The organism is Sphingobacterium sp., assembly GCF_039596235.1.
In the GTDB taxonomy this organism is placed as follows: Bacteria; Bacteroidota; Bacteroidia; order Sphingobacteriales; family Sphingobacteriaceae; genus Sphingobacterium.
On record NZ_JBCNKE010000012.1, the window covers coordinates 67,751 to 86,617 of the forward strand.

General features: G+C 39.0%; 17 protein-coding genes. 7 read left to right on the forward strand and 10 right to left on the reverse strand.

The window, feature by feature from the left end; all coding sequences use genetic code 11:
- Positions 1-107 precede the first annotated feature (107 nt).
- The gene (locus ABDW32_RS21885) at positions 108-1,118 is read left to right on the forward strand and encodes a glycosyltransferase (protein WP_343565957.1); all 1,011 of its coding nucleotides are present in this window, start codon (positions 108-110) and stop codon (positions 1,116-1,118) included.
- On the opposite strand, the gene ABDW32_RS21890 is transcribed toward ABDW32_RS21885, so the two are convergent.
- Both ABDW32_RS21890 and ABDW32_RS21895 read right to left on the reverse strand, forming a co-directional pair.
- On the reverse strand, positions 1,119-1,976 hold the full coding sequence (locus ABDW32_RS21890) for a glycosyltransferase family 2 protein (RefSeq protein WP_343565958.1): 858 nt from the start codon (positions 1,974-1,976) through the stop codon (positions 1,119-1,121).
- 536 nt (positions 1,977-2,512) lie between these two features.
- Positions 2,513-3,946 (reverse strand): MAC/perforin domain-containing protein, encoded by a 1,434-nt coding sequence (locus tag ABDW32_RS21895; RefSeq protein WP_343565959.1) that lies wholly within the window; start codon positions 3,944-3,946, stop codon positions 2,513-2,515.
- A gap of 380 nt (positions 3,947-4,326) precedes the next feature.
- Here ABDW32_RS21895 and ABDW32_RS21900 point away from each other — a divergent pair, with 380 nt between their 5' ends.
- Positions 4,327-4,590, forward strand: a complete 264-nt coding sequence (locus ABDW32_RS21900; RefSeq protein WP_343565960.1) for a hypothetical protein — start codon at positions 4,327-4,329, stop codon at positions 4,588-4,590.
- Positions 4,591-4,730: 140 nt separating this feature from the next.
- On the opposite strand, the gene ABDW32_RS21905 is transcribed toward ABDW32_RS21900, so the two are convergent.
- The 3 genes from ABDW32_RS21905 to ABDW32_RS21915 are packed head-to-tail and all read right to left on the reverse strand — an operon-like array spanning position 4,731 to position 7,175.
- A complete protein-coding gene (locus ABDW32_RS21905; RefSeq protein WP_343565961.1) occupies positions 4,731-5,819 on the reverse strand; it encodes a DegT/DnrJ/EryC1/StrS family aminotransferase in 1,089 nt (362 codons plus the stop codon).
- Complete coding sequence (locus tag ABDW32_RS21910; protein WP_343565962.1) at positions 5,785-6,186, reverse strand: FdtA/QdtA family cupin domain-containing protein; 402 nt, start codon at positions 6,184-6,186, stop codon at positions 5,785-5,787. Before ABDW32_RS21910 ends, ABDW32_RS21905 begins: the two co-directional genes overlap by 35 nt.
- On the reverse strand, positions 6,186-7,175 hold the full coding sequence (locus tag ABDW32_RS21915; protein ID WP_343565963.1) for a glycosyl transferase: 990 nt from the start codon (positions 7,173-7,175) through the stop codon (positions 6,186-6,188). The genes ABDW32_RS21910 and ABDW32_RS21915 overlap by 1 nt, the downstream gene beginning before the upstream one ends.
- 132 nt (positions 7,176-7,307) lie before the next feature.
- Here ABDW32_RS21915 and ABDW32_RS21920 point away from each other — a divergent pair, with 132 nt between their 5' ends.
- The gene (locus ABDW32_RS21920; protein WP_343565964.1) at positions 7,308-7,799 is read left to right on the forward strand and encodes a histidine phosphatase family protein; all 492 of its coding nucleotides are present in this window, start codon (positions 7,308-7,310) and stop codon (positions 7,797-7,799) included.
- Positions 7,800-8,092: 293 nt separating this feature from the next.
- Here ABDW32_RS21920 and ABDW32_RS21925 read toward each other — a convergent pair whose 3' ends face one another.
- Genes ABDW32_RS21925 through ABDW32_RS21940 form a run of 4 tightly spaced genes read right to left on the reverse strand, consistent with a single transcriptional unit; the run spans position 8,093 to position 13,132 of the window.
- Entirely contained in the window at positions 8,093-8,911 is an 819-nt protein-coding gene (locus tag ABDW32_RS21925) for a DUF4249 family protein (RefSeq protein WP_343565965.1), read from the reverse strand.
- 1 nt (position 8,912) lies between these two features.
- A complete protein-coding gene (locus tag ABDW32_RS21930; RefSeq protein WP_343565966.1) occupies positions 8,913-11,471 on the reverse strand; it encodes a TonB-dependent receptor in 2,559 nt (852 codons plus the stop codon).
- A gap of 30 nt (positions 11,472-11,501) precedes the next feature.
- The gene (locus ABDW32_RS21935) at positions 11,502-12,515 is read right to left on the reverse strand and encodes a FecR domain-containing protein (protein ID WP_343565967.1); all 1,014 of its coding nucleotides are present in this window, start codon (positions 12,513-12,515) and stop codon (positions 11,502-11,504) included.
- A gap of 2 nt (positions 12,516-12,517) precedes the next feature.
- Positions 12,518-13,132, reverse strand: coding sequence for an RNA polymerase sigma-70 factor (locus ABDW32_RS21940; protein WP_343565968.1), 615 nt, complete (start codon positions 13,130-13,132; stop codon positions 12,518-12,520).
- A gap of 235 nt (positions 13,133-13,367) precedes the next feature.
- On the opposite strand from ABDW32_RS21940, the gene ABDW32_RS21945 reads away from it, so the two are divergent.
- The 4 genes from ABDW32_RS21945 (at position 13,368) to ABDW32_RS21960 (ending at position 18,064) form a co-directional block, all read left to right on the forward strand.
- Positions 13,368-15,368: a thioredoxin domain-containing protein gene (locus ABDW32_RS21945; protein ID WP_343565969.1), complete on the forward strand. Its 2,001-nt coding sequence runs from the start codon at positions 13,368-13,370 to the stop codon at positions 15,366-15,368.
- 37 nt (positions 15,369-15,405) lie between these two features.
- Positions 15,406-15,903 carry a peptidylprolyl isomerase gene (locus ABDW32_RS21950; RefSeq protein WP_077438840.1) on the forward strand — a complete coding sequence of 166 codons (498 nt, stop codon included), beginning with the start codon at positions 15,406-15,408 and terminating at the stop codon, positions 15,901-15,903.
- A 92-nt stretch (positions 15,904-15,995) separates the two neighbouring features.
- Positions 15,996-16,685, forward strand: coding sequence for an SMUG2 DNA glycosylase family protein (locus ABDW32_RS21955; protein ID WP_343565970.1), 690 nt, complete (start codon positions 15,996-15,998; stop codon positions 16,683-16,685).
- 644 nt (positions 16,686-17,329) lie between these two features.
- Positions 17,330-18,064 carry a hypothetical protein gene (locus ABDW32_RS21960; protein WP_343565971.1) on the forward strand — a complete coding sequence of 245 codons (735 nt, stop codon included), beginning with the start codon at positions 17,330-17,332 and terminating at the stop codon, positions 18,062-18,064.
- Between the two features lie 35 nt (positions 18,065-18,099).
- Here ABDW32_RS21960 and mnmD read toward each other — a convergent pair whose 3' ends face one another.
- The gene (gene mnmD / locus ABDW32_RS21965) at positions 18,100-18,768 is read right to left on the reverse strand and encodes a tRNA (5-methylaminomethyl-2-thiouridine)(34)-methyltransferase MnmD (protein WP_343565972.1); all 669 of its coding nucleotides are present in this window, start codon (positions 18,766-18,768) and stop codon (positions 18,100-18,102) included.
- Positions 18,769-18,867 lie beyond the last annotated feature (99 nt).

Below are 18,867 nucleotides of genomic sequence, written 5' to 3' on the forward strand. Positions count from 1 at the left end.
CTCGAGTTTAGCTTACTAAAAGGAGTATTGTATCGTTTTTAACAAAACTTACGTTTCCTAATTACAAAATTATTTTTACTATACCTCCCTCATCAGGTAAACATACAATGAATTCACAACGCCCTTTAGTAACGGTCTTGATGGCCGCATATAATACAGAAAAATACATCTACTCAGCAATACAAAGCATTCTGAACCAAACTTACCCACACTTTGAGCTGCTAATTATTGACGATTGTTCGACAGACAACACTTTGGATGAAATCAAAAAAATAGAGGACAGCAGAATCAGATTACTACAAAACGATCGTAATCAAGGCGTTGTCTTCACAAGAAATAGAGCATTAGAGGAGGCCAAGGGAACATTTATCGCTATCATGGACAGCGATGATATTGCTGTCCATGATAGACTGGAATCCTTATTAAATGAATTTGAAGCTCATCCAGAGTATGTTTTAATAGGCGGCCATGCTGACCTCATAGATTCCGCAGACGTTCCAACCGGACGACAATTTACGAGCGAAACAGACCCAAGTTTACTCCGATATTGTATGCTTTTAGAGAACAATTTCAACCATTCATCTGTTATGATGAGAACTGAAGTATTTAGAGAATTTAAAGGGTATCGCATTCCCCTTGCGGAGGATTATGATTTATTTTTACGAATTTCAACGAAATATCCTGTTGCCAATCTCAACAAAGTCCTTCTTTTTTACCGTGACCATACTTTAGGATTATCAAAGAGATATGCACAGGAGCTCGAAAATCAAATCTTACCAATTAAAGAAAATATTCTACGGAGTCTCCGCCTACCTTGTGATATCAGTTATCAAAAAATGATCACTTATCCCATCAATTGGAGCGAAGTCAATATCGCTTCATATAGACAGCTCCATATTAACCTTTTCAATCGAATTTACCCAGCCCATTCTACCCCTTCACTCCGTGCTAAGCGTTTTATTTTCCAACGATGGTATGAAGTAATTATGAACAACGGCGGAAAAATGACTATCTTCTATTTCTTTAACGCTCCATTTTTTGGCTGGAAGTATTTTACAGTAAAACAATTTCGAAGGGCGTTTAAAAATTCTGTTAAAAATCTATTTAAACAAAAATAATCACTTTTTCTTTTTTAAAGGATTAAACAGCAATAGTACATCCATAAAGGATTTTAATAGGCGGAACGAAATCTTAGACTGTTGTAAATGTTCAAAATGGATTAATCGTTTAGATTTATTTTCCGGGTATTTAATTTTTTTTAAAGCGATATATTCATGCCAAAAATGAGGATAGGAGTTTTCAATAAAATCCTCCCTTTCAAGAGTATGTGTCTCAGCGTACGAACTGTCGGAGGAGATTCCATGTAAATCGTATTTAGCCAAAAACTTATCAATATAGATAAATGAAAGCTGATGCTGAAAAAATAAATTCATGAAAAATTGCCAGTCCGAAGTAATTTTAAAATGATGAGCATAAAAACCATATTGAGAAAATAAGGTCCTCCTAATAGCTGTAGACTGATGATTTAAGGAACTAAACAACCAAAATGATAATGTCAATTGTGCAGGTTGAATCAAATTCAAGCTTTTCCCCGAATCATACAAACCCAATGTATTGCCATAGTAAACGTCTCCTTTACCATCAACCCACTCGTCATAAATAGCGAGCGTACTATCATCATAAAAAGTATCACCACTATTCATAAATATCAAATAGTCCCCTGTAGCAAGCATAATACCTTTATTCATGGCATCATAAACTCCCTCATCGGGTTCAGAAACAACTTTATCTATTTGACCATGATATGCTGCAAGAATCTCCTGAGATCCATCATCACTTTCCCCATCAATAACAATAAATTCAAATCCCTGGTATGTTTGATTTATAACACTTTGAACAGTCGAATCCAGTCCTTTTCGATTATTATAATTAATTGTAATTACTGAAAATTTAATATTCTTACATTTCTTATCCAAACTCGTTATTCTTCTTTTTATGCCATACTGCAACCCTTGCAATAAGATTTATAGCAAAAATAAAGAATATCTATTTATTACAATAGATATAAACATAAAAGTCAAGCTCTTTATAGTCTAAGTAGGCATGAACTGAAAACTTTTTCATTACCTCTATTTATAATATAGTAGTCTCGAATGACATAAACTTGGGCAAATCAAGATGTCAAGTCCTAGATACCATCTTTATTGAGCACAACAGTGATAGTAATAGTTTTTGAAGATCTTCAATGGTATCCTATGTAAAACATCCTATTATTTCAGATAACAGCTTTAACTGGCTGGGTGTTTCTCAATAGATAATTCTAAAACAGTTATTCACTAAAAAAGTACTGACGACAACACTGTAGACATCAAAGAACTAATTCTAAAATCATTCTGGCTAAAGTAGCAATGTGAATGAGTTTCATTCACATTGCTACTTTAGCCAGAATATATGGATTAACATTATGCTAACATCACTATTTCATCGAATAGACAAAAACAAACAATTTGAACTATCCCTTTGGATATGCATAAAAAGCTATTTTTGTTGATTTCATAGGTGTTGCAAATTGTTTAGTTGTTGAAAGAAAATGGACATTAGAGGATCTGCAATGCAAATAAATAGGAATTGTACCAGGTTGTTGAGTCTTAAACCCATAAAATCTCAAACCTTCATTCTTGTAAATTTTATTCGGCACATAAGAAACATTAATCTCAGGGATATCCTCTGAAGACCAAATCCAATCTAACTCAGCTTCATTCCAATATTCATGTATTGGGCTAGCCAATGGTGTACCCGGTGAAGGTGCTTTGAATTGTTCTCCTTCAAGCGACCAATAAGCACTCCCCCTGTTCACATCTGTAAAAAATAAATATCCTGTTGCTGATGAATTATAATACTGATATACTGGTAACCTGTCATAAGAAATAACCACTTTATTCTGCGCTAAGTAATTATCGATGTAAACCTTTAATTGCTGGCGTTTAGTCGCGTCAGAAATGAGTTCATAAAGAGGAATAATCCCGTTTGGAGCTATATCCATTAACTCAGCATTTTCATCAGTCAAACCTGAGGCCCATGCGGAAGCATTAAATGTAAATCCAGGATTTAAGTTAGAGTTATATGTCAAATTAGTTGATAGCGCGCCTGCTGAACTACCTCCTACAGTCCTGACGTAAGCACTTTCATTAAAATTAGTTTTCGCTTCGTTAACATCATAACTACCCTCAGTTTCAGTTCCAAATATCTTAAGGAAACTAAACTTAGCTCCCGCAGTTGCAGCTTTGGTTCTATCTGAATTATAAGTTTCCGCTCTATATATAACATCCATACGTCCGCCTAATTTGATATCGATTAGCACGTGAGTACCATACAGGCTCACCAATCCAGCTGGGCTCAATGTATTTAGGTGGTTCAAAAATCCCTGGTGAAGATAATTTCTCATCAAAGCTATGTCATTTATTATTTTAACACGTCTTTTGATAGCTATTGCACTGTACGAACCATAAATATATTTAGAAGACCACTTATCTGTCGAATTGAAATGAAGGTCAATATTTCCTTTAAATAGAAAGTCGACTCCACCATTAGCAACTATTTTACCAGTGATTTTTTTTGAAAATTCCAATGCATTTTGTCCTGCTTCATAAAAAGATGTAGCTGTTTCTGCGCCGGATGGAATAACATAAGTTGGATGTTCGCTTTTCATTCGCTCAACATCAATAATCGGAAATGTTGCCGAATTAGAATGGGCATAATCACCCAATATATTGTAACCATAACCAAGCAAATCCCATTGGCCGTCTCCCGCACTAAATGCTTGTAAATTTTGTGATTTGCTTTGTATTTTCTCACTAAGATCAAAATCTGACTCTATTGCTTCTTTTTTACATCCCACAAAAAAGACTGTTACAATAAAAAAAATAAATAGGTTAATTACTTTCATATAAAATATTTTACTTTGCACAAAAATATAAAAAAACACACAGAATAAATTGTTTTTTCAACTAAACGGAAATGACTATTCAATTTTAATTATAAAAGACACTTAAATTACTAGAAAATTTAAATACAACATTGTTTTTACGATTTTTTTAACAAAACCATCATATACAGAAAACACGCACTTAATACTTCTACATTGATAAAAAGGAGGCTATATCATTAAAACCTATTCGTTTCTTTGACCAAGATAACAAGGGTTTAATTCACAGGAGCGATGAAAATCACCGCCCCTATTTTGAAACATTGGAAAATATACTCGGTTTAAAAAAAACAGTTGATTACTCGTTTATATCTGAACATTTCATGGTCCAGACAAAACTGATGCAAAAAATGCTAATTGAGCTTAACAAAAAAGCAGGCAATCAGGCTTGGCCATATTATGTCCTTGAAAATATAGCGACAAAAGATATGGCACTTTCGGGATTCTCAGAATATGAAACTTATGGTAATTTCCTTAATTCAATCTGTTCCAGCAACTTTCGGTTACGAAGCTTACAATCGGAATTATTAAATACAACTCGAAATGGCAGCATGATTTTGGGCACGCTACCAAATGCAAAAGACCTCAATTTTTGGAGGCTCTAGGTTTACACTTTGCAACATTCGAAATCTGGGAAAATATCAATCCTAAAAAAATTAAAGCCAACAAAAGACGTATTACCTTATTTTTTTCCTTGAAAAAATTTCCATTGACAGGATCTCTGCGTAAATTACTCCTAAAAACTTTAGGAAAACTTATTCATTACCTCAACAACCTTAGTGATATCCGCTTCGGTATGTCCATACGAAATCGGAAGGCTCAATATCGTCCGATGGATTTCCTCCGAAATCGGATATCCTACGCCTGATAAAATTCCCTGCATCGCCTTTTGCTGATGTGGGGCGATAGGATAGTGAATTTCTGTTCCGATCCCATGCTCTAATAGATATTTTTTCAATCTATCCCGTTCAGGATGACGTACCGCAAAAATATGGTAAACATCTTCAAATCCAGTTTGCACAGTAGGTCGTATAAAATCAGATTTAAGTTCACGTAGATAAATCCCCGCAAGCTTTTGCTTATGCGCTGTAATCTTGTCCAGATATTTTAATTTTACGGACAGGAAAGCCGCCTGTACTTCATCAAGCCGTGAATTATACCCCACTTCATCGAAAACATATTTAGCCGATGAACCGTAATTCCGAAGTGTACGGATCGAACTATTCAGCTCATCTCCCTGACATGTAATTGCTCCCGCATCTCCCAAAGCCCCCAGATTCTTAGTCGGATAAAAGCTGAATGCCCCAAAATCACCAAATGACCCCGCTTTTCCACCTTTATAATCAGCTCCATGTGCTTGAGCACAGTCCTCAACAATCTTCAGGTCATATTGGGTTGCTAACTGAAGAATAGGATCCATGTCACACATCTTTCCATAAAGATGGACAACTAAAATAGCTTTGGTCCGTGTTGTAATAGCCGACTCAATTTTCTTGGGATCAATATTATAAGTATGTATATCGGGCTCTACAAGAACAGGTTTTAACCCAACCTGCATAACAGCGAGTATCGATGCAATATACGTATTAGCAGGAACAATCACTTCATCCCCCGGTTTAAAGCCAAAATAACGTAAGGATAGTACAAGCGCATCCAGTCCAGAGGCTACCCCGATACAATGCTGTACACCGCAGTAGTTTGCAAATGATTGCTCAAATTGCCCTACCTGTTTTCCCAAAATATACCAACCTCCATGCAATACTTCCTGGAATGCCGTGGTATATTCATCCATAAATTCTTTATTGACTTGCTGCAAGCTCTCGTAAGCGATCATGTATAAAATAAGGTTCGTAAATATAATCTGTTGCATCAAAGTATTCAGAAGCAAGTACCATCAGGATAGCATCTTCTGAAAAGTCGAACATCTGGTGCCAATCTTTAGGTTCCAAAATAAGGCATTGATCTGGTGAATTCAATTCAAAAACGCGCTCATCGATTGCGTCCTGATTATAAATAGCGCAGCTCCCTTTTAGGCAGATCGCAGCTTGGATCGTTTGATGATGTCGATGTCCGCCGCGGGTAGATCCGTCTACCCCATAGATGTAAAATATCCGTTTCACATCGAAAGGAATTACTTTTTCAATTACCGTGAGATGTCCACGATCATCAGTAAAAGTCTTTAAGTCGATCTGGTAAGCCATTATCTTAAAAAATAGGATTGATGATAATATTCTCTAAACTTGCCAAGTATATATAAATTGAACATACGGCGTAATGATTTTCTAATGCGTGGAATTTCATTCATTTCATGTGGAATAACAGTCCTTGACAGGGATTTTATTTCTTGTCCAGCACTTACCAATGTTCTTATATAAGGTTTGTAAAGTATTTCAATATCATTATCGGTCATGACGTAAGTTCCAGCAGGTATGAAGGAGTGCTTTTCAGCGTATTTAAGTGCATGAAAGTGATAAAATATCACCGGAAACAACTGTTGACTCGAAAGCTCCCTTCCCCAAACTTGCCCAATCTTATGTTCGAATTCATATTGCTGAACATTCCAGGGCGCAACTCCGCCACCAAGGTGCTCCAATACATGTATCCCAGTAAACTTCGATGTCCACACATCCAGATATTTTTGATCCCCAAATCTTCCGGGTTCCCTCCGATTATAACACCACTCAATGCACGCCGAGCGCCACCACTCCAAGACGGCAATCCCTTCAGGCGAATTTTTAAAGTAGACAAACTGAACACAGTATGTTCCACCCGATTCACTATCTTCGTACATTGGCGTATACCGATGTGGTGTAATAATCACTGATGCACCTTTAGCCTCCTCGATCAGAACTGCAGGATCAGCATAGAAAAATAAATCCGCATCCAAATATGTACAATTGGATAAGCCAAACTTTCGAATGCTGTATAAAATAATTGAAGGTGTACAGGTCCAGCAATATTCCCCTGCTGTACGAGTAGGTTTTACGGCCAATAAATGCTCATCTTCAAAATCCGACAATGAAATAATCGTTGCTTTGGCGAGTTGTAATCTTGTCAATATCCTGTAGCACTCATCATCAAATGCAAAAATATAAAGGTGAAAGTCCCGCGCACACTTTTCAAGAGAACGGTACATGGCCAGTCCCCTCGACAGATACATTGAATTAAATAAGGTGCAAAAATTATTCATATATTATATGCTTTTTCAAAACTTCGTTTACTATTATTTGTATTCATATTCAATAGTTAGGTGCCTCATGTCAAAAAAACACAATGAACATGGCACAAAAGCGTTATTAGTATAGAATCAAAAATTTTAATCATGGACAACACTAAAAAACTTTATATCATCCGACACGCCAAAGCTGAAACCATTCCGGGGATAAACGACTTTGACCGGGCATTGACATCCGAAGGCATCCAGCATGCAAAACAGGTTGCAGAAAAGCTGGCAGCGAAACTGACGCTCAACGACAACAGTATCGTTATCAGCTCTCCTGCCAATAGAGCCTTACAAACCGCCCGGGTCTTTTTGGATGTGATGGGATCCCCTTCATTTGATATTCAGATCGAAGAATCCATTTATGAATGCACCTATAAGCACTTACTCTCAGTCATCAATACCATCCCCGATCATATCGATCATGTTTTACTATTTGGACACAACCCAACCTTGACCGATCTGGTTGAATTTCTAACCCGAAAGTCGGCTTACCTCCGCACTTCATCATTTGCAGAGATTAAACTTGATGCCGGCTTTACCTTTCAAATGCTCAGCGGCAATTGTGCGGATCTTGTACAGATCGTTGATTAAAATTCTATTCAAAGAACAAATAAGCTCCAAAGGATAATCGTCTTATCTCTTCACGATATTCAGCGAAGTTGATAAGACGTTTCAATAATGACATCCTTTTGCGGAAATAGTCCCAATACTTTTTTTAGAAATTTTTATTTTTTTTATAGGCTATAATGGTCGTAACAATAGCTTCAAACGGGGAGTAGAGGCTATTCAGATCATTAAATAATAGAGAAGGTCGAAGTGTTTTAAGCAGAAGTGATCTCCTGCTGCGAAAGTATAGTCAACAAGATAAAAGATAATAATCCGGTCTACCTGCTGTTTCTAATATCTTTTACTGGGATTGTCTTATGAACACCATCCATGACATAGAAAAAACCGAGCGTATTACCCGAGACATTTCCTTCTACATTGGCCGGAACCGCAGACAGTAAGCCTTTCCATTCTGTCTCCTGAAAGAGGTTGTAAAGAAATCGGGCATAACGTGGTGACACGGATAACTTAACTACCATCAAGCTGTCCTTTTTTGACATTTCATAGTTATAAGTACGTCCAAGCAATGTATTCAGTACGTTAGGAGCACCTAAGCGGTAACTATAACTAAAAGGCAACCGAAAAGTAGAGATATCTTCATTTGAAAAATTTTTCTGGGGCACAATTAACCATTTATTGGAAGTTTTCATCCCAAATAGATGTTTGCTGACCTTGACTTCCCAATTGCTATTAAAACTACGCTTTTCTACCGGCAGAAAAGCCTTTTCAATGGGTACAGTTGGCACCAATTGGTCCTGTGCTTCATAAACCTTACCATTCAATGTTATCCGCAACTGAAAAATGTTCCCTACTGTATCCTTCAGATCAAATAGCTCTCCCATATACAAACCTTCCCCCAATTCTTTGAACTCGATCGTATTTGGACCATTAGCTATCCGAACAGTAGCCCCGGTAACCCCGACAGTCATCCCATTGGATTGCAGGCCATCTAGTTTTTTCAGTTGGATATACTGCTCTTTATACATCGTATTGATTCCACCTTCAACAATCATATCATAGGATTGGCCTACATCTACCGCTGACTTCTCGCAGGAAAGCAGCAGGCAACAACCGATAAAAATCAAAAATAGCCTCATATTAAAATCTCATTGCGTAACTGATCGATGGTACCCTTCCAGAGAACGAATTTTTCGTGATGGCCAAGTTCCCATTTTCATCCTCCGAAAAACTATAATAAAGCGGATTCCGCCGATCAAAAACATTATACAGACCAAAATTCAATGTATGCCGTATACCAGCTTGCCTTTGCTTTCTGGTTTCCAAATCTACTGAACAATTCAGATCCAATCGGCTAAATGTAGGCATACGCTGTGAGTTACGACTGGAATAAACCGGCACATAAATTCCTTCATATTCCATAAATCCGATTGGATAAGTCAGGGGCCTTCCTGTGTGAATCGTATAGAAGGCACTTAAATGGATATTGCGCCCCAGATCATAAGACAAATTACTCTTAAGTACATGTGGGATATCAAAGTTAGCCACATACTCCCTTCCCTTATTGATCCCATTTATCTTACGGAAAGATCTAGACCAACTGTATAGTAAAGTGGCTGATAAATCTCCAAAACGTTGGTTGACCGACAGCTCCAGTCCATATGCCCTACCACTGCCCTGGCGCAACTGCGTTTCGATAAAGGGATTGAGAATGAGTTGCGCATGGTCAACCAGCTCGACCTGGTTTCCCATTTTTTTCCAATAGCCCTCCAGCCCAATATTTCCTTTATACAATAATCGATTGAGGCGGAAAGAAAGTACATCCGCATACTGCGGTTTTATATTTGGCCCGGCCGGCACCCACGCCTCCAAAGATGAAAATGCAAGTTCATCATTTTGCAGAAGCTGCAAATATTGATAACTCCGACTATAGCCCAACCGCAACGCATAGTCTATTCCAAACTTATATTGCAGCGAAAGACGGGGCTCAAGCCCATAATACGATTTCTTTTTTTCGGCATCACTTGCCAATGGTTTTGACTGGCCGACGCCAAGTAGATAATAACGGCCAAAAGATGTATTAAAGAAAGCATTCACCCGCGTGCCTACAATAACACGGAATGCAGAATCCACCTTCCAGTTGAATGAAATATAACCTGCATAATCATAGGCCTGCGCTCTAAAAATATTATCCTCATTATTATTCGTTATAGGCGATATCTCACCCGGTTTAAAACGGTGTAATGTTCCCTGAAGACCAAAATCCAAGGTGCGGTCCAAACCCATAAAATAGGTGAAATCTGACTTCAAACTGATATCACGTATTCGCGTCAGCCAAGTTTGCGTATCCGGAGATTCGGGCTTGCTGATATCCAATTTATTGTGGTAATCGCTGAATATTGCGGAAAGGTTCATAAACAATCGCGAGCTATGCACGTGGTTCCAGCGTAAGGTAGAGGTCCAATTGCCCCAGCGATTGGTGTTTTTAGTGGGAGAGGTAACTTTGTCCCGACCATAATACCCCGATAAATAGATGCGATTTCTATTGTCAAGGGTATAATTCAGTTTCACATTATAGTCACTATAGTTTCCTTTCACATTAAACAGCCTATAATCATTATTCAGCGCACTGGATAAGCTAGTCCTTGCGGTAGCTATAAAAGCGCCTTTCCCTTTTTTAACGAATGGCCCCTCTGCTCCCAGCCGTGCGACGAGCAAACTGGCTCCGCCAAAAACATGGAAATTATTGGCATCCCCATCCCTGCTGCTCATATCCATAATCGAAGAAAGACGTCCACCTAAATTTGCAGGAATTGCATCTTTATACACCTGTGTATTTTTTAAGATATCCGAATTAAAAACAGAGGTCAAACCAAAGAGATGGGCGGGATTATAGACTACGGCCTCATCAAGAAGAATGAGGTTCTGATCCTTGCCACTCCCGCGGACAAATAGATTGCTGCCACCTTCCGTCAATCCATTGATGCCATTTTGCATCTGTAAGACCTTCATAATATCAGCCTCACCTTTATAAAATGTATTCCTGCGCGCCCGGTGCCAGTTTATTTTATCGGTAAAATGACCTGTATATTGCACGGTCAGGGAAGAGTCTATATCGACCACAACCTCATTGAGACTTAAATCAGCAGGAGCAAGCTTAATAAGTAAATAGCCATCCTCCAATTGTGAATTTAATCGGACCACCCGGGTTTTATACCCCAGATAGCTGACAAAACAACTGTAATCTCCCCATGGGAGTGTAAGCGAATAAAATCCATATTTATTGCTTAGGCTACTTTTATTTTTCTCCGGAATCATTAAGGTGGCACCAATCAAACTTTCGCCACTCAAACTATCAACAACCCTTCCTTTGATGGTAAAATCCTTATCTTCCCTATAGAAAATCAATGCCCGGTTGATCATCGTAAATCCGATTTTCGAATCCTTTAGTAAATAATGTAAAATATCTTCCAGACTGGACTTATAGAAATTTTGGCTATAAATTGTATTTCTATTGAAGATCTGTTCATCATAAGACATTGACAGTCCATAGTTTTTATGGATTTCCGTCAAAATCTGAATAATCTCCTTATTTTTTGTATCAATGGAGACCTGAATATCAGATAGATTATTTTGCGCCAGCAATTTTGATCCCGAAAGAATAATCAGCCCAAAAAGGATGAGGAAACGATACTGCATAATACCCTTCATATTAATAATCCCCAGCCGCTATTCGTAGATACTGTATCCTTTTTTACCAGCTTTCCATTTCACATTTAACGTCTTGGAAAGAATCTGTACAATTTCATTGAGCGTCTGCCCGTCAAAATACATACTCAGTTTCCGCGCTTTTAGATCCGTGCCGACCACAACGATATTGGTCTGAAAACGCTTCTCCAAATCCAAACAGATTTTATCGAGCCGCTCATTGGAGTAACTCAGTTTCTGCGCTACCTTATGATCATTGCCCTCAGCTCCAAGATCAATTTTTGACAGGGATCCGGTCTGAGATCTAAAAACCCCCTTTTCATTCTTTTGCAGAATTAGTTCCGCTGCTGAAGGTCCTTTTCCACCACTCAGGGCCACCTGCCCTTCTTTCACCAGAACCTCTACATCTTGGGCAATCAAATTGACTTCAAAAGCAGTTCCTATATCGCGTACATAATTATTTTCCAGATCGACAATAAAGGGCGATGCCGTCGTATGCCTGACATCAAAAAATGCTTTTCCTTTTTTTAGTTTCACGACACGTTGCTGATCAAACGTACGTGTATTGAACACAGCTTCGGCACCTGCATGTAGCACCATCACAGAACTATCCGGCAATACAATACGTTCCTGTACTGTTGAACCATATAATCGGATTTCAAAGCCCATCCAACGGTCAAAGTTCAAATAGCTAATAGCCCCGGCAAACAGCAACACCGCCGCCGCGACAAGCTTCACCCAGGAGGGCCAGATCGTTTTTACCACAGCTGGCCGCTGCCCTGCTTTATCGGTAGTCTTTTTATCCAACCGTTGACTGAATCTTTGCCATTGGCTATCGGTATCTACATTTTTGTACTGCTGTAAGACAACAAGATCGTCGGATATCATACGGACTTCATCGTATAGCTTACGGTTCTCCGGATGTTCAGAAAGCCAACGTTCAAGCAACAGCCCTTCCGCTACGGAAATAACCCCATCCAATTCTTTCTGGATCAGGTCATAAGGAATAAATCTTGAAGTATTGTTTTCTTCCATATCTATAAGATAATAAACTGAACAAAAAGTCCCAATGAAAAAAATAAAAAGCCGATTAAGAACAATAGATTTTCTTTTTGTTTGGCTAAGGCAACCCGGATTTTATCATAGGCGATGGTCAAATGATTCTTAACGGTCTTGATTGACAGTCCCAATTGATCTGCGATTTCCTGCTGTTTCATCCTATCATACTTGCTCATCAGCACAATTTTCCGACATTGTGGAGGCAGCCCAGCAAGTATATTTTCGATCAACAACAGTTTAGACTCGTATCGTGCGGCTAGATCAGCTTGATCATCATCCTCTGCCAGGTCCAAATCCCTGACATAGTCATTACTTTGATCCAACAGACGTTGATTCTTCTTAAGGTAAGTCAGTGAAAGATTGATGATACTACGCGATAGATAAGCTCCAAGGGATTGATTAATAGCCAGCTTATCCGCACTTTCCCATAACATCATAAATACATCGTTGGTCAGCTCTTCGGCGATCGCTTCATTTCTCACGTACCGAAAAGACAATGTATACAATTTACGGAAATAGGCTTTATAGATAGTTTCAAAAGCATCTCTATCTTTTTGAACTATCTTTTTGAGCAGGTCAACGTCGTTTGACATAGGACTTCGGTAAAGCTAATAATAATCGCATGTAAAAGTAATGAATTCCTTCAAATTAACCTGTTTATATGGTCATGAAAAAATAAAGTTCTTCACCCATCGAAATAAGGTTTTCTACAGGCAACAGACTAAATTACAACAAGTTTTCTTCCCCTGAACACTAACTTCTTAAACGAAAAAACTGAAAGCTACGCTACAACAGCTATCTTTCCTCCTTTTTCACTACCTTCGCCTTATGGCGAATCAACTGCAGTTTGAAAATTCCCCTTACCTTAAACAGCACGCACACAATCCCGTGGATTGGATGCCGTGGGGGACCGCAGCCTTAAACAAGGCAAAAGACGAAAATAAACTTATTATTGTCAGCATCGGCTATTCAGCCTGCCATTGGTGTCATGTGATGGAGCGGGAGAGTTTTGAAAACACAGCTATCGCCCAAACCATGAACAAATTTTTCGTGTCCATCAAAATTGACCGCGAAGAACGCCCAGATATCGATCAAGTCTATATGCTTGCGGTTCAGTTGATGACCAATTCGGGGGGCTGGCCTTTGAACTGCATCTGTCTGCCGGATGGTCGCCCGATTTATGGAGGTACCTATTTCAAGCCACACGACTGGCAAAATATCCTGTTACAGGTTGCGCAGATGTGGGAAGAAAAACCTGAAGTAGCGCTGGATTATGCCAATAAATTGAATAATGGTATCCAGCGGGCCGAGAAACTTCCTATCCACCCCATTCCCGAACAATACACACACAAAGATCTCGAAGAAATTATTATTCCCTGGAGCGAAACCTTCGATAAGAAAGAAGGCGGTTATACAAGAGCACCCAAATTTCCGCTTCCCAACAACTGGTCTTTCTTTTTAAAATATGCTGTACTCTCTGGCGATCAAGCCATATTGGATCATGTACATTTTACCTTAAAAAAAATAGGCTCCGGAGGAATCTATGATCAGATTGGCGGCGGTTTTGCGCGCTATTCAGTAGATCATTACTGGCATATCCCCCATTTCGAAAAAATGTTATACGACAATGGGCAGCTGCTTTCACTCTATGCCGAAGCCTATCAACACAATAAAGATCCATTCTATAAAAGAATAATCGAGGAAACTATTGCCTGGGCTGAACGTGAAATGCTTGCTCCCAATCATGGTTTTTACAGTGCTTTGGACGCCGATAGTGAAGGCATCGAGGGAAAATACTATTCGTTTTCAAAAGCTGAATTTGACGAAATTCTGGGTGAAGATGCGGCCATATTCAATCAATATTTTAACATTACTGACAGCGGCAATTGGGAAGAAGAACATACAAATATTCCCATTTGCGCCATTAATGCCGATCAATTGGCGACAAAGGTCAATATGTCAGCTGACGAATGGGCAGAGTTTTTAAAAACTTCCAAAAGAAAACTATTTGATTATCGGGAGCAACGTGTTCGACCGGGCCTTGATCACAAACAATTGACCACCTGGAATGCGCTCCTGTTGAAAGGGCTAGTAGACGCATACCGTAGCCTTGGGACAGCACACTTTTTAGATCTCGCATTAAACAATGCTGCGTTTATTTGTGCGGAACTGATCCAGGAAAACAGTACTATATTACATCAGCCCCAGGATAGAAACCGCGCAATATTAGGTTTCTTAGATGACTATGCTTTTACCATAGAGGCCTTTATAGCCCTCTATGAAGCCACATTTGACCAAAAATGGCTTACCATTGCCCGGCAGCTGGCTGACAAAGCCATTGCCTTATTTTATGATGGCGAGCAAAAAACATTTTATTATACCTCGGTTGAAGCAGAAGAGCTGATCGCCCGAAAAAGTGAGATCATGGATAACGTCATTCCCTCCTCTTCCTCAACAATGGTTCGTCAGCTGAAGCGCCTGGGTTTACTTTTTGATGATGAAAATTATACCGCGATTGCCGACCAATTACTGGCGAATGTTTTTCCTCAAATCAAAACTTATGGCTCGGCCTATTCAAATTGGGCAATATTATTGCTAGAAGAAATATATGGGATCAATGAAATCGCGTTGACAGGTTCGGGAGCAATTGCTTTCCGTAAGGAACTGGATCAACATTATATCCCCAACAAACTTGTTCTCGGCGGTACAGAAGAAAGTCTTCCACTCTTAGAGAACAGAATCGGAACGGAAACAAAAGCATATCTTTGCAAGAATAAGACCTGCAGTCTTCCACAAGATTCCATAACAGCGTTAATAAATTATATTTAATAAACGGTAGCCTTAGGCTCCCAAAAATCAAAATCAGATGGCTATAAAAGCAAACGACGTCGTAGCATTGACGTACAGACTTCACACAGTAGAAAACGGTGAAAAAGTTTTCGTTGAAGAAACAACTGCAGAACAACCTTTAGACTTCTTATATGGTGTAGGTATGATGTTGCCTAAATTTGAAGAGAACATCGCTGACTTAAACGTAGGTGACAAAATTTCTTTCGAATTGGCACCGGAAGATGCTTACGGTGAAAAAGACGAAAGAGCATTCGCTCAACTACCTGTGGACATGTTCAAAGAAACAGGCCTTCCTCCAGTTGGAGAAGTATTGCCTTTGCAAGATAACCAAGGAAATCAATTCCGTGCTGTAGTTGCAGAAGTAACTCCAGAGATTGTTATCGCAGACTTAAACCACCCAATGGCTGGTAAAACATTGAATTTTGATATTGAGATCTTAACAGTACGCCCTGCTACTGAAGAAGAATTGTCTCACGGACATTCTCATGGGGTAGATGGCACACAAGGTCACTAATCAGGATATAAAACAAGAAAAGGGCGTCAATTAACGCCCTTTTTCTGTTCCTAGCTATTTACAATCTGTACCTTTCTCTCAAAAGTTCCATTATGACCACCTTTGCTGAAAAAGTAATCGCATTTAACAAACAACTTCAATATCAGGGAAATCTTCCTTCCGATTTTAATGTCATCAACCCCTACCTCGACAACCCTGAGACATTGGTCGTTATGCAACAATTTTACAATAAGTATTATAATGACAATCTCAAACGTAAATTTATCATCGGTATCAATCCAAGTAGACATGGCGCCGGTGTGACGGGCGTCCCTTTTACAGATACCAAACGGCTATACAGTGTCTGCGATATAAAAATGCAATCTGCCCATACGCATGAAATCTCCTCCGTCTTTATGTATGACATGATCCTGGCTTTTGGTGGCGCCGAACTCTTCTACAAACAATTTTACATTAATTCTCCTTTTCCACTCGCTATCGTTCGGGAGACTAAACCCAACAGCTGGATCAATGCAAACTATTACGACGATAAACAGCTTTTTGACATGGTAAAGCCATTTATGGTCGAATCGCTAAAACAGCATATTTCAATGGGACTAGAAACTGAGGAAGTATTTGTGTTAGGAAAAAAGAATGCCTCCTTTTTGGCCAAAATCAATCAGAAAGAGAAACTATTCGGAAAAATGACCATTTTGGATCACCCCCGGTATATCCAGCAATATAAATCAAAAGATAAGCTATCGTATATTGATAATTATATTCGGTTACTTAGCGGCTTGTAAAATGTGGAAAATCATGTTAATTAACTTAAAACCAACATCAATGATGTTAATAAGATGAATTACAAACAATAGTATACACTACGCTAACAAGACAAATAAAACGCCTCAAACTACGTGTATTTAAAATCTAAACAAAAGAATAGAATTATCGAAATAATTCAAATTAAATTAATAGAAATTAAATACAAATAAGTATAATATTCAATCATTTATAAATTAATACTACATATACGAATCGTTTTTCAGAACGTAGTCCGAGTTAACAAGCAATTTGACAATCCTTCGGAACTGCTTCGGGTCAATTTCGTCCCTTATTCGCACCAGGAAGCAGGTAAGTGCATATTCCAACCAACCTGTTACCGCCCTATTTCCGAGTTTGACTCGGACTCACCACGGACTCATGCTGCTCACAGTGTGCTCACAACCCGACGCTATGACGAAGCTTTCCCGACCGAGATACGAATGAGGTTCCCCGCAACCTAATATCGTTCAGCACATGCTGCAGTACTTTTTCGTTATGAGTTTAATAATTGGCCTTCGACAACGATTACCATATTTAAAATGGGAGGCAAAGCCCAATTTCAAATCTATTAAAAGTTAACAACTATTTGTTTTTCAGTAAATTAAATACATAAATTTACGACATGGCAAGGATAGAAAATGGCAATCTGAAAGGCTTAGTTGGAAACGTAGTCTTTCGACAATCGAACGAAACAACAATCGTCCAAACAAAAGCAGGACGGAAACCAAAACAGACCAAAGGAACAAAGGCTGCCTCAGCAGGCTTTGGAGTGACCAGTGCAATAGGTGCTTATATCCGGCGTATGATGGCAGAAGTGCATATAGGTTTGTATGATAGCGACATGCACAATCGCTTAGTCACTCAGCTGCAGCGAGTAAGCGGCCCAGGTGGACATATAGCGAATGAAAAATCCATACACAGCAATAAGATAAACCGCTTGGTCAATTTTCAATTCAACGAAAAATGTCATCTGCAGGACTTTATGCATTTCGATCCGGAGATCCGATTATTGGATAATAAACAACTTACCATCCAGTTTCCAAAATTTGATAAACAAAAGGAGATCCGGCAGCCAAAAAATTGCGACCTGCTCGTCATTAACCTCTCTATTGCCATGCTCAACTTTGAACAGCAACAATACATTCATGTCCATAGTCCCCAGGTCCCCATCAACCTGCACACGCGACCCAAAATCGTCGAATTAGAACAGCTATCTTTTGATGTAAACTATAAAGATGCGACAAGCATCCTTGTTGGCATGAACATCGAATATTATGGCTTCCATCGCCAGAAACGTCTATTATTAAATAATAAAAGTTTTCATCCGGCCGCAATTGTTAGTGCTTTTATTATTTAATGCCATTGAATTAAAAGATACGTTATATATAGCAATTACAATAGTTTTGTAGCCCGCAACATTTCCCTTTTTCCAGGTGCACCGGGCGCCTTTTCAATAGAGAAGCCCAAAGATTTCATACTGCGTTTGAGATTGCCGGTAATCGCATAAGTCACAAAAACACCACCCGGTTTAACGAACTGGGCGACATGCGCCAAAGCAGCATCGCTCCACATCTCAGGTTGATGTATAGCGGCAAATGCATCAAAATAAACAACATCAAATTGTTTTTCAGTTCGAAAATCCATCAATAGCGTATGGGCAATGCTAAGCTGTAAACGCTCGTGAATCTGAACTTCCTCTCGCAATGCGGTTTCGTAATGCTGCAAATATGCCGCCCAAACACGTGCATCCACGTTCTCCTGATAGCCTGTTGCTGCTATAGTTGCCAAGGGCAACGGAAATCCCTCGATACCAACATAGTCGACCTGAAATGACTTGTCCCGAATGAAATCAGCTGTCTGCAGAAAGTTAAGCCCTGTACCAAATCCTATTTCCAATATAGCTACTTCCGAAGCTCCTGACTTCTGCAGGTAATGATCTAGACCCGTTTTGATAAATACATGCCTGCTTTCCTGAACAGCACCATGCTTAGAATGGTAACATTCTCCTATCTGCGCATTGTACAATGTCTTCGAGCCATCTCCGGTTGTTACAAATTCCATCTCCGTCATAATAAATTCTGATAAAATAAATATGCTTTACGCTGCACCTGATGCATAAAACAATATAATGGATTCCCGCGATACAAACGATGCGCACAT